A 15,025-nucleotide genomic window follows, 5' to 3' on the forward strand; every position below is an offset into this window, starting at 1 on the left:
GTGACCTACTTCCGCTTCGAACGCTTGACGCCGGCGTTGGTCGCTCGCGCGCTCTGGAGTTCTCGGAAAAGGTAGGTGCCCCACTCGGCGGGCGTCATCTTTGCACTTGCATCGATGCCGACAAGCGCACGGAGCAGCCCCGCGTCGATGATTCCAGGGTTCTGCGGGTGACCAATTACCGACAGCAGAGGGCCACGTCCTTCCGCTGCTTGCACGTATTGCGCCGCGAGGTTGCGGAACGGCTGCATGAATGCAGTGGTTCTAGCGTCTTGAACCAGCGCGGCGACTTCCTGCTTGCTGCTTTCGGCAGCAACTGGATCTACAGGCAGACATCGGATGGTTTCCTTGAGGAACGACGATACGCTCGCCGGGGAGTAGGTCGGAACCTGCTCATGAAGGTCCAGCGCCATCAGGGCCGCCGCCTCATAGCGAGGCAGGTCGAGATAACTCTCGTGGGCACTGGGCGAGTACAGTGCCTCCTTCCACCAGAGAAGGTTGGTGCGGCGTTGCAGGCCGGCCGTTGCGCAGCTGAAACTTGCAAGAGTCTTCTCAACGTGAGTGCCGACTGTGCTTGCAAGCGCCGAAAGAGGTCCGGACAGGTCAACTGGCGCAGGCACCAACCCCTTCGCCATCGACTCCAACTCGTCGGCAATGGCCGCACTCATCTGTTTCGAGAACGATGCTGCCCATTGCTGAGGCTGATTGCTTAGAACGTACTGGTTGGATCCGTTGCCACCCCATGGTCCCGCTGCGCGATGAATCAAAGATTCAAGCGTCTCGCGATTTACTGCGGGCACCTTCATCTTCTGGACCACCGAGGCTGGTGCGGCGTACTGCAGTGGGTCAACCGTAATCATTTCTGGCGTCGACCACTCTTCCTCGGCGCGCGCATCGACTTTGGCTTCAATTTCACCAACCGCCTCGCGCCAGACCGCCTCTTCGTCAGAGGTCTCTGCATGGGCCAGTGCGTTGCGCGCAGTATTGACGAACGCAACCGAGATTGCTTCGTCCGACCGGGCGGCTAGGACGATGGCATCAAGGAGGATTGCTCGCAGGATGGCCACGGGAGGACGGGCGTAGGCGTTGGACACGGTTTCCCACTGCTCGCGCAGCGCCGCCATCGCCTTTTGGATGGTCGGATCGTCCGATGCGATGCCAGGGTCTGCGGCTGCCATGGTGAAGCAGACCGTCTTGGCGGGAGCCTTCTTCAAAACCGTGGAAAGGTCTTTCGCTGTAGCGCGCAACTTCTCGAGTTTCGTGTCATCGCCTTTCAGATCTATAGCACCAATCTCGAGAAATCTCATCAGATATTCGCTACTCATCCGTGGCCTCCCCGCCATTTTTGATTTGCAACAAACCGCATCTTAGCGCCCAAACTGCACACATTCGCGGCGGGCCGGCCGCCCTGCGGCACCGGCGGGCTGAATGCTTGGGCGGCTGCTCCACTATCGGCAGCAGCCATCGGTGAAGTAGGTCAATCAGTGAGCCATTGACCGATTCGGTATACAGAGCGTGAGCCGGGCCGCATACCACGAGAGACGGCAACCGCTGCAGAGCTGACTATGACCTTGGAAAGTCAGCTTCATGCTGGCTGCGATCGCTAACGGCCGCTTTCGACAGCTCTTGGACATGCAATTCGATTTGTACTGGACTCAAATTTCGCTCAGGGGAAGTCCTGTACGGAAGTCAACACTCGGTCTTCTCAAACGCGTTGCATAGTCATAAAAAAAGCCGCCCTAGGACGGCTTTCATATCTAGTACTGAATTGCGTAGAACTCTTGTCCGTTGGTGATGGTTCCATCCGGTCCGAGCTGTCCGTACCAAAAATTCACCATGCCTTTGCCTCTGGCAAAAACATAGTTGTAGACGCGATCCACACCGCCGCTTTCAGATCCGTACTCATGCAGCCCGGTTCTCCACACGTCCTGAAAAGGACCCCAACTGCTGGCGTGTGCAATGGTTCTATTTCGCCACCGCAAGGTCTGCTGGAACGTTGTATCACTGCATCCTCTTGTCACAGTCGAGGTAGCATCTATAGATTGCCCTGCCGTGGGATTGACAGCGAGCTTGGCAATGAACGGAACATGCACCCAGCCAATCTCGTTGATGGCCTCTCCTATGTAGGAGATGCCTCCGGGACTCACACTTCCGCCGTCGATCAGTGCACCGCCAGCGGTACCCGAGTCAACGTATGTCGCGCGGTACAGGGGGCCGTTGCCAAAGTAGGCAGGACACGTGGTGTTCGAGTACTGAATGGCAATAGGACGATTCCAGGGAGTGCGGCTGGTCACCGATAGCTGCATGGTTGCTTCGTCCCAGTGCCCCTGTATCTCATAGACCTGGTAAACGATCTGCGTGCCAGCATTCATTGGGTAGTAAGGGTGCCCCGTCTGCGCGCTCCCCATGCTCGGTAACAGCGCAACGGTTGCGATCACCAATCCAGCAATTGCTTTCTTCATACTCTTCCTTTGTCACAGTTCAACTTAGTGAGCGACTCACACAATCTGGGCATGCGCGTCAGAAGCCTTTGGCGCCTTGCGTAAAGGCAACGATGGCGTGCTCATCTACGCCAATAGGACTCCCGGCAGGACCACCCCAAACGAAACGCGATTGCAATTTGATTTGCCCACCGTTCTGAATGCCGGCACGGGCTTTCGCAAACGTACTGGGGTATTGGAAGCCCAGCCCTCCGGCAGGGTGAGCCAGAACTCCGTTTTCCGCACCTGCACTGACCACCAATGGCGCTAAGGCAATCGAAGTGATGGCCAGAAGTTTTTTGATCATGATCACGCTTCCAAATTGATGTTGAACAAGTTTTAGGAGCTCAACGCACAAGAGCGCCGGCACCCTCCCAACTGCACGGGTACAGGCAATAAGACCCGCGTCTTCAATCTATCCGCAAGTTGTTCAAATGTGCGTAAACATGTTTCGAGTACCACCGGGTAGTTACACAAGGAACAACCCCTTACATGCGAATCCCAGCGTCGTCACTACGATCCAAAGTGCCGTCGTGACAGCATTGGTAGGCTGAACAGATCAACCAAAGGGAGAGTCCATTGAACAATCGTCGTGAATTTCTTAAAGCCAGCACTGTGGGTTTGGCCACAGTGTCAATGTCTGGAAATGTGCTCGCGCAGTCCGCCCCTTCGGTGTCTCTGTCATTCGCACCGGCCGACAACATTTGTGACTACAACAGCTTGCCAGATTACAAGATTTATGTGGGCGCTGGTAAGCCCTACGGAAGCTGGGCAGATGGCCCTTTAAACCCCTATCGCCGCAGTTCAGCAGATGTCATGCGCGCCGTGGTTCCACACAGCGAGAACCGAACCCTGTACCTCGTGCCAGGATCAATGGCGGCACCAAGCTTATCGCCCGTTGCGCCAATGACGATGACATCTGCACGCATCCCACAAATGGGCAGTATGGATATGCGGCACTGGCTTTTCTCGGTTTTCAACGTGGATCAGACACAGGCTTTCGCCGTTGCCCACTCCGAGAATTACACCGAGCTCTCGACAGACGCGGGCACCTACTGGCCCAACGAAGGCAGCAGCACGTTCCAGTGGTTCAACAGCCTGTCGCTGTTCAAGACGGTGCCTCGAACTGGTGATCACGATCAGTTCACCTACGCGTTCAGCCCCCAACCTTTTTCTGGCACGACTACGCACAGCGATAACCACCTGATCATCCACCCTGCGTTGCCCCAGTACGGCAGGCTGGGAAAGCTGGCGCACTACGGGTTTTTGCACCCTTCCAACCTCATTGAAGACAGCGGCTACGTGTACACGTTTGCGCAACATATTCCCGCAACGCGGAACCCGACGATGGCCGATCCGTTTGGTGCGCCTGACTCACCAGAGGGCAAGGCCGGCCCCGTGCTTTTGCGATGCGCCACCTCGTTGCTTGGGCAAACCGGTAACCCTAACAACCGAAACGGCCACTACTGGGAAATCTTCAACAACGTCGGCGCTTGGCAGTACATCACTCGGTGGGAGTGGGCTGATGCCAGTGTGCCCGAGGCACCGATCAAACCATATGTGTTCTATAGGGGCAACATGCCGGGCCAGTGGATGGCCAATATGGCGATGGCCCAAGCGGTGCGCAAGGTAGGAAGCAAGTTTGTAGTGCTCGGAGTAGCGTATCCAGGGGTCCTGCACTTTTCTTACTGCACCACATTGGCCAATCCGCTTGAGCTGGAAAGCCATCTACAGCCGTTCGGGCAGGGACACCCTTTCGGCGGCGCGTTCAACCTGCAGTCTGGCGCATACATGTCAGTTTTTGATCCGAGCGATGCCGACCTCAACTACCGCAATGTTGCTCAAAATGGCGCCGGAGTAGTCCTTGCTGTCCGCGACACCCAATCCGCATCTCCCAATGACAACTATGGCCGCTACATGCGCTACACGTTGTCGTTTGCGGGCTTTTAGTGCGCAGATTCTCTCAAATACAGGCACCGAAAGCATTCGTGTCATCGGGCGCATTTGGCTTGTTGGATCTCCCCGATCTGGTTCGGCTTCTATTGCAAACGTCGACGGACGGCGCAAAGCTCTGTACGGAGCCTATTGAGCTTCAGTCAGGTCCCTGCAGATATTTGAGCTTTCAACTCGACTCAAGGCTCTTACCATCTTTAGGAACCCAGGCGAGAGAACCAGGCAATTGACCAGTTGACTTTGGACGGCGTAGGAGATCGCTGGATCATTGTTAAGCGACCAAAAAATCACTTGCGTCCAATCCGCATCGTCTTGGCTGGCCAGATACATTCCGTTGAGAACTGACAAAGCCTTTTGAGCCCGCACGAAACGATGGGCACTCTTTGAATCGCCCCGGTGCCCCGTTTGCCGTAACTGAGAAAACGTCACGATTGAATCCGTCGTCGTCAGCTTGTCCATCATCAATCGACTTGCTTAGCAGGCCGAGCTTCACCAAATCGCGGAGGATTTCAGCTCGGCGAGGTTCTGCAAGTGGCGGGCCAAGTTCGGTGGCATCGAAGTTAGGCAGGTCGGGCTCCCTTCGGGGGGGCCTTTCTGTTTGGGGCGCACATCTCTGCAAGCAGCTGTAAAACCCTGCGATTTACAAGCATTCGGGCCCAAATCTAGAGGTGAACGGTGCTCCAATCGGGCTCCGTTTTGTTCGACCCGATTGCTCCTTCTGTGAATCGTTTGTTCTCTTGGCCAGGCCGTGTGCGCCTGGCGGCTGTGCTGGCCCTGTCTCTGGCTGGCGTTGCTCTTCCGAATCTCTCCTGGGCGCGGTTTCCGCAGTTCGACAGTGCAGCCCTGCTCACGCCCGAGCCCACCTCCTTTGCGCAGTGCCCGCAGTTCTTTGCGAATGGCACACCACCAGCTATCACACCCCGTCCGCAATTGCGCGAGCTTTTCTATGAAGCGTTTGCGGTGTTGCACTCCGGAACCACCAAGACACCGGTGTTTGTGGCCCAACGCCTGAATCGGCAAATGTTGGAAGGGGCCAACGAGAAACGGGCCAAACGGTTCTTTGCGGATGCGCGCTTGCCCAGTGGTGAGCGGGCGGAGTTGGAAGACTACAAGAACTCAGGGTACAGCCGTGGGCATATGGCGCCCGCGGGAGATATGGCCACACCCACTTCCATGGCCCAGAGCTTCAGTCTGGCGAACATGGTTCCCTAAAACGCCCAACACAACGGGGGCGCCTGGAACAAGATCGAGCACGACACGCGGCACTATGTGAAGCGGGCCAAGGGGGACGTGTTTGTGATCACCGGGCCGGTGTTCACGGATGCGGGGCCACGCATTGGGGCCAATGGGGTGAAGGTACCGACCTATCTGTACAAGCTCGTGTACGACGCCACAACCAACAAGGCCTGGGCGCATTGGCAGGAGAACCGCGAGGGGGAGACGGTGGGTCGGCCGATCAGCTACCAGGAGCTGGTCAAACGCACGGGCGTGGAATTTTTGCCGAGAAGTGCACTGCAGCATTGAGTCGCAGCAAGCGTGGCGTCAGCGGTGGCGTTATAAATCGGGCCTTTCCAACCTCTACACGTGAGCATCCATGAACCGCGCAGAACTCGTTGAAATCCTGGCTTCCAAGAATGACCTGTCCAAGACAGCCGCCAATGCGGTGCTGGAAACGCTGATCGACACCATCCAGACGACCGTCAAGAAGGGCGATGCCGTGCAGCTGGTGGGTTTTGGGACCTTCAAGTCCGCCAAGCGTGCAGCACGCACGGGCAAGAACCCATCGACCGGTGCAGCGCTGAAGATCCCTGCAAGCATGGTGCCGAAGTTTGTGGCGGGGGCCAAGTTCAAGGCAGTGGTGGATCCCAAGGCTGCCAAGCGCAAGGCGGACAAGGCTGGGAAGTAAGACCGAGCAAATCGGGTAACAACAAAGCAAAACCGCCATGGGCTCAGGCCTTTGGCGGTTTTGTCTTTTATGCTTCCGGACGGGGACATAGACCGATTTGCCCGGTTTGATCCAAGCAGCTACCGAACGACCTTCCAGCCCATCTCACGGCTGAGTTGCACCGCTGCAGCTTTGGTGGGTACGGCGTCCATCCAGAACGAGGGATCGTCCAGCACTCGGATGACCCATTGCGGCTCGCCTGTCTCAGTGGTGTGGTCGATGATCACCTCCAGCCTGCTCTCCAAGGCATAGCGGATGGCAGTGGGGTAACTGACAGGTGCTTCCTTCTTGAACTCCTTCGCCCAAGGCGTTTGTTCGAGGGTTTCCTGTGTCCAGGTGGGTTTGCTACTCATGGTGCGGGGATCTTACGAGGTGGGAAGCATTTCGATGTTTTTAGGCACTGAAAGCAGGCATCTCGTACCATCGGGGCTATGAATACGTTTTCCAATGCTTTCCGCGCTGAGGTTGTTCGCATGGCTCGCAAGGAGCTCAAGCCTGAACTTCAGGGCATGCGCAAGGCGATCACCAGCCATCGCTCGGAGATCGCGGCACTCAAGCGTGAGGTCAAGGCGCTTACCTCCCAGCTCAAAGCCACTCAACGCCAAGTCAAAACAGCGGATGTGCCCCAAGCCAAGGCAATGACAGAAGACGTCACTGCCAAGAAGTCAAAGCAGATCCAGTTCGATGCTCAGGTGCTGATCGACAAACGCGCGGCACTCGGCATCACGCAGAAACAGATGGCCCAACTGTTAGGAGCTTCGTCGCTGTCCGTCTACAAGTGGGAGACGGGCCATGTCCATCCCCGGGCAGCGCAACTTGAGCGCATTGCTGAAGTACTCAAGCTTGGCAAGCGCAAGGCGCTGGAACTGCTCAATACTCAATGACATTGAGTGGGGGGCGGCCTGCTTCACCGCGCACTCGGCCCCGAACCGTCATCTTTTTGAGTGCCACGGGCATAGTTTTCTCTTGAGGCCGCGCTTTACATGGAACACGAGTTCGAGCGACTGAATATTCCCCAGCGCGATATGGTCTGAAACGTCTGAGTGACCCTGACTGCTCCCGAGTTAAAACAGAAGTCGCGCACGTTGCTGCGAATTTGCGACGGCGGCACGCGGCTTCCCACCCAGTGCTGGCAAGCGCTCTGGAGATCCAGCATCCGAATGGCTGCTAGCTCGTCTATATCTGCGGCGAGAGCTCGCCCTTCTGACTACTAGCGGCGATCTCCAATGTCAGTCTGTTCCAAGACAGCGCGAATTGGGAGCGTGTGTGAAGCCCGCGCAGAGCTCCGAGTGGACCTCCACCGGTTTGGAGTAGATTCCATCAAGTCCACATCGCTTCAGGTCCGAGAATGCACTTTGAACACGTCAAGAAGAGAATCGTCAACGGGCTCATCGACGAAATTGTCGCGATGGGCGCGGCTGAACTTGAGCTAGTGGGGCACGCCGTCATTGAGCTTCTCGAAGCCAAGAAGTTGATTCATCACGGCCTCAATAAGGACTATCGCCCAGTTGGCTACACCGTTGATACTTTCTCGCAAGATGGGAGCACAGTGGGCGAATACAGTGCCGAGAAGGGCTACTTCGAAAATTCCGCGAAGGAAGACGATACGCCTCAATTTAAGAAGATCGAAAAGGACATCGATCATGCATTGACGCACGGATCGCCAAGGAACATCTACTTGATCGCGAGCCAGGAGGAGCCGGAATCGTTCCGAGGAAAATTCCGCGCGACCGAGCGAGGAAAGACTTACGCAGAAATCGTCAAGATCCTTGATGCGCGGGAACTTGCGAAGTACATCTACAAGTTCTCTGTCGACAATCCGGATTCGGCTGGCTTCTTCGGCGACTTCTTTCCCGAGTTCGCCCAGAACCTTCAGAACTATGAGTATTACGGGCGCGTGCCCGGGATTTGCGAGAACCATCACACAGAAGAAGCAATTCTGAACGCCGTGCGTACGCACTACGCCAAAGGTAGGGGCCTGTGCGTTCTGTATGGACTCAGCGGCTCGGGCAAGACGCAGGCTGCAATCGACTATGTTCACAAGGAGGTTGCAGAATTCGAGAACTACGTGTGGATATCGGGCGATGACTGGAAGAAAGACACGCCGCTCAGCTCTATTCAGCGCTCTCGGGGCGGCTTACCCTTCAATGTCTCTGGAAGCTTCAACTCAGCACGAACGCTGCTAGTCATCGATAGCCTAGAGCGCACCGTTGATGCGAAAGCGTTCGACGAACTCCAGCAAGGATTCGAGCGTGGCGGGGTAGTCTTCGTGACGTCACAGCTCAACTCCCCCGGAAATGCTGACTATGTCCCAATACCAGCCCTGTCACCAGACTCGGCAGCAAAGGTGCTTGGAGAAGACCCCACGAATCTCAGCGAGGCAGCTAGCGACTTTGTTCAAGCATGCAGTTTTTCGCCCCTGATTCTCGCGACCACCCGCAACATAGCCGCAATTGGAGATATCGCTAAGGACGATCTTTATCGAGAGATATTGAACGATCCGCAGGCGCTTTCTCAGGGAGACGGGACTTCGATCATGAAGTCGCTTCTCAAACGATTGGAGCCAAACACGTTGGAGGCGCTGGTCAAGATCGCCAATTCAGGTTCGAATGTTCACGACTCCAGATTCCTGGCGCACTTCCTGGGACAAAACGAGCGGGTGAATCTGCAACGGTTGGCGATTCTCCAGTCAGCTGCGGTGACTGGTGTCTTGAAGGTTCATGACTTGATATGCGATGCGGTGCGGGACAGACCAGAACCGAAGCTGATTGCCGACGCGGTTGAAGACTACGTGCGTAAGTTTTCAGGCGAGATGATGCCCTCGGTTATCCGCGAAATCCACCTTTCCTTGGAGCCGTTGCTGGCTGCGAACGCTGAGCGTGGTTCCCGACCCCCCGACTGGCTTCAGTATGCGCTTTTGCAGGTGGGCCGTGGTTTGGTGCAGCCGACTGTGGCGGACCTTCACGCACGTTCGATTACCGCACAAAGCTCGCTTTCCGAGGTGCTTTGCATAGTCGATGGCAAGGAGGTACACGCATATGGCATTGTGGACGAAGCTACCCGTCAGGAGTACTACCGGACATGCGCTGCGGAGTATCAGCATGCAATCGATGCGGGCGTCAGTGAAGAGGTCCGCGCTGAACTATTGCACCACCGGGGTAAAACTCTGCGGCGTTGCGGCATGCTCGAAGAAGCGTGGGCGAGTTTTTCGGAACTACTCAATATGCGACCTGGATGGCACGCGACTTATGGTCAGATCGCTCACCTCGGCACTCAGAAAGAGGCGTCGGACCAGTTGAAGAGAGAGGGTGATAACGCAATGCGTTGGCTGGTAGAAAAGATGCTCGCCGATGTTTCCTCTGTCCCACTACGTGTCTCTCTCGCAGCAATCACGCGTCTGCGCTCTTATCGCGGAGTCGCAGAGTATTTGTCCGCCGATAAAGAACGGGTGGAGGGGATTGCGCATGCAATTGCAATGTCTGCGCTGGAAGGGCTAGACCAGTTCTACGAGGCATACTTGTCTTTTACGACCGTGTTTGGCTACCGTCATATGCAGGTCTGTGTGGCGCTGGCTGAAGCATTGCCGGAAATTCTCGCCACCCCCCCTGACGCTGTGGAGTCTCGGCAATGGGTGAGCGCCTGTGAGTCCTTGACCAATACCGCTATTGCTGCCGGAAGACTGGGGAAACACGAACTTGAAGCTCGCATCAATAGAGCTGCGGCGACGTTTGCTGATGCGGCTGACGCGGCGGACGTGCTCAACCCGTATGAGGCGCGGGCTATTGCCAAGGCTTATAGCTCCGCGGGGATGCCGCAGAAAGCGCTGAATCGGATCGGGAAGATCGCGCCCGAAAAAATCGACCACTGGCTTCTCTATCAAAAGTCTAAAGCCCAACTTTTGCTGGGCTTTCCCGAAGCCCTTCAGACTGCAGAGCTAGCCCTCGCATCGGCCAAGGCCGATCTGAAGGCGGCGGAGCGATTAGCGATTTACTTCGATCAACTGAGTCAATGCGCTGAGAAGCAGCGGAACTTGCCCCTCGCGAAGTCGTATTCCGAGGAGGCGATTGCGCATTGCAAAGATGAACAGTATTTACAAGAGTTAAAGAAGAGGCAGCAAGCCTTGGACCGCAGCACAGGGCCATGATGCCAGGACGGCATCTTCCCTCTCGAAATAAGCCGTTCGACCGCTCAGCTTGCTGCGGTCCTGTCTGCACGGCAGCCTATGTGGGCTACAACGTGCTGATGTCGACCTAGAGCAGGTGTCCCACCGTATCTGAAAATTTCGCGTCCGCTTGAGTCCATCGCCTTCCATAGTCGGCTATGGAGCGCTCACCCCGGATCTGCAGCAAGTTCTAGCGCCTCCATGAAATCCATGAGGTGCGAGTCGTCATGAGCACGTGTCATTTGATCCACTTGGACGCGCAGTTTGTCCATCGCGGCAGCGAACCTCGGGTTGGCAGTCGTTGCAAGAGTTCTCTCTGCCGATTTTTTCAACAGATTTGCACACAAGTGACGGCCCTGTGTAGTCAGTCCTGCATAGACGCTGATAGAAGCACCATTCGTCTCAAGATGTAGGTATCGAATGTGAGTGTCGTAGTCATGCAAGCGGGCGTGGAAGAAGCCACCGCAGCTCCTCTCCGGGATATACCGTCGCCGAGCCTTCGGCCACGTCGACCAGTTGCTTTTAGATTTGACGTGGTTGCAGTCGAAACACGCTACTGCGAGGTTGCGATAGCTGAATGTGTAGCGTCCATATATGTGTTTGGGTAGTATGTGCTCGATTGGGCGTGCGTATGCAATCCCGCCTAAGCGACGCTGGCAATAGCAGCAGCGTTCCCCCTGCAGCGTGGCGAGGTGTTCGCGCAGGGCTGTGATGATGGCCACGCCGACGTGAGTTTTTCCCGAAGCCGTGAAAGAGGCTTCTCGGATGGAAGACCATGTCCCAGCCTTGCTAGCCGAGCGCTTACGCCAACTCCGATAAAACGCTCGTGCCTCCGGCGAGGCAAGCACATTTTGGCCGAAGTCCCGCTCAAGGGAGCCCAGGCTATCGGTCATGGCCTTCCCACTGGTTCGGCGGGCTGAGTCAGCTCCGTGACTGCAATGGTCGCCCTCCGTATAAGGTTAAGGTGTAAGGCTGTGGTGCCGGGGCCCAATGCAGGGACGGATTTGGCAACTTTCATGTCCATCTGCTTTAGCTCATTGAGGATTTGAGGTAATAAATGACCTCGCGAGGTGTTAGCGAATTCGATGGCGCGCGACACAAGTTCAGCGCAGCGTTCATGGACTTCGCGGTTGTTACCGGTGTAAGTGTCGAAGCCTTGAAAAAGCACCCGCTCGACGCTGCTCGCAGCCTGTTCTCCGATTTCTTCCAGCACTCCGCCCTCTGCCATGAAGCGGAATGTGTCACTACCGCTAGCTGTAGAAACAAGCACAGGGGAGTGAGTGGCGATGACCATTTGGCATGTGAACTCTTGGCTGATGGTATGGAAGACTTGGGGCAGCGATCTCTGCCACGCAACGTGCAAACTGGTCTCAGGCTCATCAATCAAGAACACTACGCCTGCTTTAGCGAATGCTACAAGCCGAGCCGTCAAAAGCAGGACTTGCTGCTCACCCGTACTCAAGTGATCGAAAGGGACGATTGAATTGCCGTCTACTTTGCGGAAGCCAAGCTTCCAGCCCTTTAAACTGCCATCTATCGGACCAACTCCAAACTCCCGAACTGACTCGAGCAAGTCTGAGTTGGCTGCTTCCGGTAGTAAGTAGTGGCGACCCGCGAAGGACAGGAGTTCAAGGACGCGGTTAAAAGCTGCCGCCTTCGCGCTATCGTTGTGAATGGTCCTGATTAGCTCGGCAAGTTTGCTGCCGAGAATGCGCGGCTGCGTCGCCGTGTCGCTGGTCCGTGCCCCAAGGTAGATGTAGTCGATGTCTGGCCCCACTTTGGTGACAAATCTGTCGCTGGAGGCGGAGGCAATGGCCCTCACCGGCCGCCTGGATGCAGCACATGCGTTGGCCAATTGGCGTAACAACATACTTTTTCCAGCGCCATTGTTGCCGATAACGTATACGCAACATGCTTGTCGCTCATCCGCGAGCAGCCTATGCACGGGAGTGCCGTCCAGAAGGTCGGTTGCAACGAGTGGCTCGCGCTCTGGCACCCATTGCGACGGGTCGAGCACCGCGTGCTCGGTTTGGAAGATTTCTTCGATCTCAACGTACCGAAAGAAGCCAGGCATCTCGCGCAAATTTGAATCAAACATCTTTCGGGCACGGCTTTCCAGGGCATCGCCTAGTGTCATTGAACTATACGGACGAGCCACGTCGTATTGATACATAGACTGCATAAATGGAATGCTCAGGAACTGCGCTAGTCGTTCCAAGGGCTCGTCGCGTAGGCCATCGATTGCACGTCCGTTCATTAGCAGGATAGGCTCGGTACTGCCGCTCCTGTGCCCGGACGATGCGACAAGCATCGAGAGTCGCACAGTCCCTGAGACCCGCTTCGGCAGTTCAACTACTCCCACTACGTGCCCCATTTTCAGCAGTTCCATGCGAGCCGCGGCACGTCTTCCGCGAGCCCGCAAATCCGCCGTAGGCAGCACGATGATCGCTAGGCGTCCGCCCTGATTGCCAAGCAGGAACCATGTGGCAAATTCCAGCCCGTCCCGGTCCCAGGGATAAATATCCTGAGATAGTGGGGCCGAACGGGACCGACCTATCCGGGGCAATGCACATGCAAATTGGACGTGATCCCAGTAGTCACTCCTGCCTCTGTCCTCCATGAATCGAAACCTAATGTCGTGTGCATAAAGACGCAGGCAGACCTCGAACTTATGAGGGTGTGATCGGAATGGCAGCAGATACTCATCAAGCGGAGCGTTCGCATTCAGCCGAACGCCGAGCTCACCATTTGTCAACTCATTGAGATCAACAACGCTGCCGGAGCGCGGAGACCATCTTTCCGCGAAATGAGCTACGAAGCTCGCAACGCGACGATTCAAGGTATTTGAGTGCCGAATTCCTTCGCATAGTTGAAGGACAAGGAAATCGAGGCACTTGAGCATCACTGAACGATCGTCCGTGCGAGTCACCAGCCACCAGAGCTGGTCCAGCGCGGATTGTGGGATGTGCCTCCATTCGTTGCTGTTGATTTGGTCACGTAGTCCAAACCACTCGTAGGCACGCTCCATGGCATTGGGCAGACTTTCAGCGTGTTCTGTATCTGGTCGGGACCACGGTAATCGCGTACGTTCCCGCATCAACTCAGTAAACAGTAACACCACAGTGAGCCTAAGTCCCGTCTCTGGCGATTGGCCAGACACCTGGAGCCAGATCTCCTGCACCTCCCGACCAAAGCGTGCAGCATCGATCTCACGTTCGTCTATGTTCTCCACGTATTGAGCCGCTCCTTCCTAGCTGATGGCCTCTGAGTAATCGAACTCAGAACTCGGTGTTCTTTATATTACGAGAACAGTCATTGCCTTCCAATCTGTGACTGTCAGGGCTGAAAGCACTGTTGCTGGTTCACGCCATGACAATCGAAGGTGAAAAAAGCATGCTCACTTCTGCGTGAGCAGCGATGTTGATGATGCACGGTAACCTTAAATACCAATACGGAAGCGATTTGCGACTGCCGTTGGCGGCTAGTTTTTTTCTTCACTGCACCGGGCTGAATCGAGCGCTCAGGTGGGCATATGTTGACCTGGCATAAGATCCGAGGCGTCCGACCCGAGCGTAACCGTACCTGCTTTTTTGGCTATGCCACTGATGCTCTCAAAAACAAGGGGACAAGTTCTGGTCCGAAGATTCCGCCCAAAAATCCGGCTTCATCCACGCAACGCGTTTTTTCTCATTCAAAAATGTGACAAGTTTGTTCAGGCAACAAACTTCTTGCACGCCTCCCTCGGCTGCTATAACGTTTCTCCATAAATTCAGAGTGCTGAAACGGAGAGACTATGACAGTGACGATCGGCGGCAAAGATTGCCGCATTGGCCTTGCTTTGTCTGGAGGGGGATTCAGAGCCGCTGCCTTTCATCTGGGCATGTTGCGTAAGCTTCAGTCACTGGGGCTTCTTCAACGCATTGATCTTTTGACATGTGTCAGTGGCGGAAGTATTGCGGGAGCAACGCTTGCGGTGAATTGGTCGAGTGGCGTTGATGCAGCGCTGGAAAAGCTCGACGATTACCTCAGAACCAAGTCAATTGCGGTGGGTTCCGTGATCGGAGGCTTCCTGGATCCGTTTGAGTCCCGCTTGGACAAGTTGGCAGAAAGCTACGACAAAGATCTCTTCGGTGAGAAGTCGTTGTCCACTCTGCAACATGGCCCTCGGATCTACTTGAACGCGACGAACATTGCTACGGGGAACATGTTCTTCTTCGTCGCAGGTGGAGGGAGCGCTTCGAAAGCGGAGATGGGCGAGCACGAGCTTGGTGTTGTCGATGCCGGAGCCTTCAAAATCAGCAATGCTGTTGCGGCGTCTTCAGCATTCCCACCTGTTTTCGGCCCCCTGCGGTTGGATCCAGACGTCTACCCCCCCGCAGAGCAAGTGGGCTATGTGACGCTCACGGATGGCGGTGTCTATGACAACCTAGGCATCAATCCTGGTCTGCGTGTCGACCGAAATAAGCTCGACTATTTGATCACCAGTGA

The 15,025-nt window shown here is 55.8% G+C and carries 11 protein-coding genes and 1 pseudogene; 6 read left to right on the forward strand and 6 right to left on the reverse strand.

Going from position 1 to position 15,025, the window contains the following annotated elements; genetic code table 11:
* Positions 1–5 precede the first annotated feature (5 nt).
* The 3 genes from AC07Z7_RS18235 to AC07Z7_RS18245 all read right to left on the reverse strand — a co-directional run bounded on the left by AC07Z7_RS18235 (position 6) and on the right by AC07Z7_RS18245 (position 2,784).
* Positions 6–1,322 (reverse strand): GTPase-associated system all-helical protein GASH, encoded by a 1,317-nt coding sequence (locus AC07Z7_RS18235; RefSeq protein WP_494767158.1) that lies wholly within the window; start codon positions 1,320–1,322, stop codon positions 6–8.
* Positions 1,323–1,754: 432 nt separating this feature from the next.
* Positions 1,755–2,459 (reverse strand): hypothetical protein, encoded by a 705-nt coding sequence (locus AC07Z7_RS18240; protein ID WP_494767159.1) that lies wholly within the window; start codon positions 2,457–2,459, stop codon positions 1,755–1,757.
* 58 nt (positions 2,460–2,517) lie between these two features.
* Positions 2,518–2,784 carry a hypothetical protein gene (locus AC07Z7_RS18245; protein ID WP_494767160.1) on the reverse strand — a complete coding sequence of 89 codons (267 nt, stop codon included), beginning with the start codon at positions 2,782–2,784 and terminating at the stop codon, positions 2,518–2,520.
* A gap of 272 nt (positions 2,785–3,056) precedes the next feature.
* Here AC07Z7_RS18245 and AC07Z7_RS18250 point away from each other — a divergent pair, with 272 nt between their 5' ends.
* The 3 genes and pseudogenes from AC07Z7_RS18250 to AC07Z7_RS18260 all read left to right on the forward strand — a co-directional run bounded on the left by AC07Z7_RS18250 (position 3,057) and on the right by AC07Z7_RS18260 (position 6,336).
* Positions 3,057–4,427 (forward strand): hypothetical protein, encoded by a 1,371-nt coding sequence (locus AC07Z7_RS18250; protein ID WP_494767161.1) that lies wholly within the window; start codon positions 3,057–3,059, stop codon positions 4,425–4,427.
* 753 nt (positions 4,428–5,180) lie between these two features.
* Positions 5,181–5,954, forward strand: a pseudogene (locus AC07Z7_RS18255) (DNA/RNA non-specific endonuclease).
* Positions 5,955–6,024: 70 nt separating this feature from the next.
* Positions 6,025–6,336, forward strand: a complete 312-nt coding sequence (locus AC07Z7_RS18260) for an HU family DNA-binding protein (protein ID WP_494767162.1) — start codon at positions 6,025–6,027, stop codon at positions 6,334–6,336.
* A 119-nt stretch (positions 6,337–6,455) separates the two neighbouring features.
* Here the strand turns inward: AC07Z7_RS18260 and AC07Z7_RS18265 are convergent, their stop codons facing one another.
* Positions 6,456–6,728, reverse strand: coding sequence for a hypothetical protein (locus AC07Z7_RS18265; RefSeq protein ID WP_494767163.1), 273 nt, complete (start codon positions 6,726–6,728; stop codon positions 6,456–6,458).
* A 78-nt stretch (positions 6,729–6,806) separates the two neighbouring features.
* Here AC07Z7_RS18265 and AC07Z7_RS18270 point away from each other — a divergent pair, with 78 nt between their 5' ends.
* Together AC07Z7_RS18270 and AC07Z7_RS18275 are read left to right on the forward strand one after the other, a co-directional pair.
* Positions 6,807–7,259 (forward strand): helix-turn-helix domain-containing protein, encoded by a 453-nt coding sequence (locus AC07Z7_RS18270; protein WP_494767164.1) that lies wholly within the window; start codon positions 6,807–6,809, stop codon positions 7,257–7,259.
* Positions 7,260–7,723: 464 nt separating this feature from the next.
* On the forward strand, positions 7,724–10,519 hold the full coding sequence (locus tag AC07Z7_RS18275; RefSeq protein ID WP_494767165.1) for a hypothetical protein: 2,796 nt from the start codon (positions 7,724–7,726) through the stop codon (positions 10,517–10,519).
* Between the two features lie 185 nt (positions 10,520–10,704).
* Here AC07Z7_RS18275 and AC07Z7_RS18280 read toward each other — a convergent pair whose 3' ends face one another.
* Together AC07Z7_RS18280 and AC07Z7_RS18285 are read right to left on the reverse strand one after the other, a co-directional pair.
* Positions 10,705–11,430, reverse strand: a complete 726-nt coding sequence (locus AC07Z7_RS18280; RefSeq protein WP_494767166.1) for an HNH endonuclease — start codon at positions 11,428–11,430, stop codon at positions 10,705–10,707.
* Positions 11,427–13,769 carry an AAA family ATPase gene (locus AC07Z7_RS18285; protein WP_494767167.1) on the reverse strand — a complete coding sequence of 781 codons (2,343 nt, stop codon included), beginning with the start codon at positions 13,767–13,769 and terminating at the stop codon, positions 11,427–11,429. The genes AC07Z7_RS18280 and AC07Z7_RS18285 overlap by 4 nt, the downstream gene beginning before the upstream one ends.
* 561 nt (positions 13,770–14,330) lie before the next feature.
* Here AC07Z7_RS18285 and AC07Z7_RS18290 point away from each other — a divergent pair.
* The coding region (locus AC07Z7_RS18290; protein ID WP_494767168.1) for a patatin-like phospholipase family protein at positions 14,331–15,025 on the forward strand (695 nt) is incomplete at its 3' end.

Source organism: Acidovorax sp. GW101-11A03 (genome assembly GCF_059424825.1).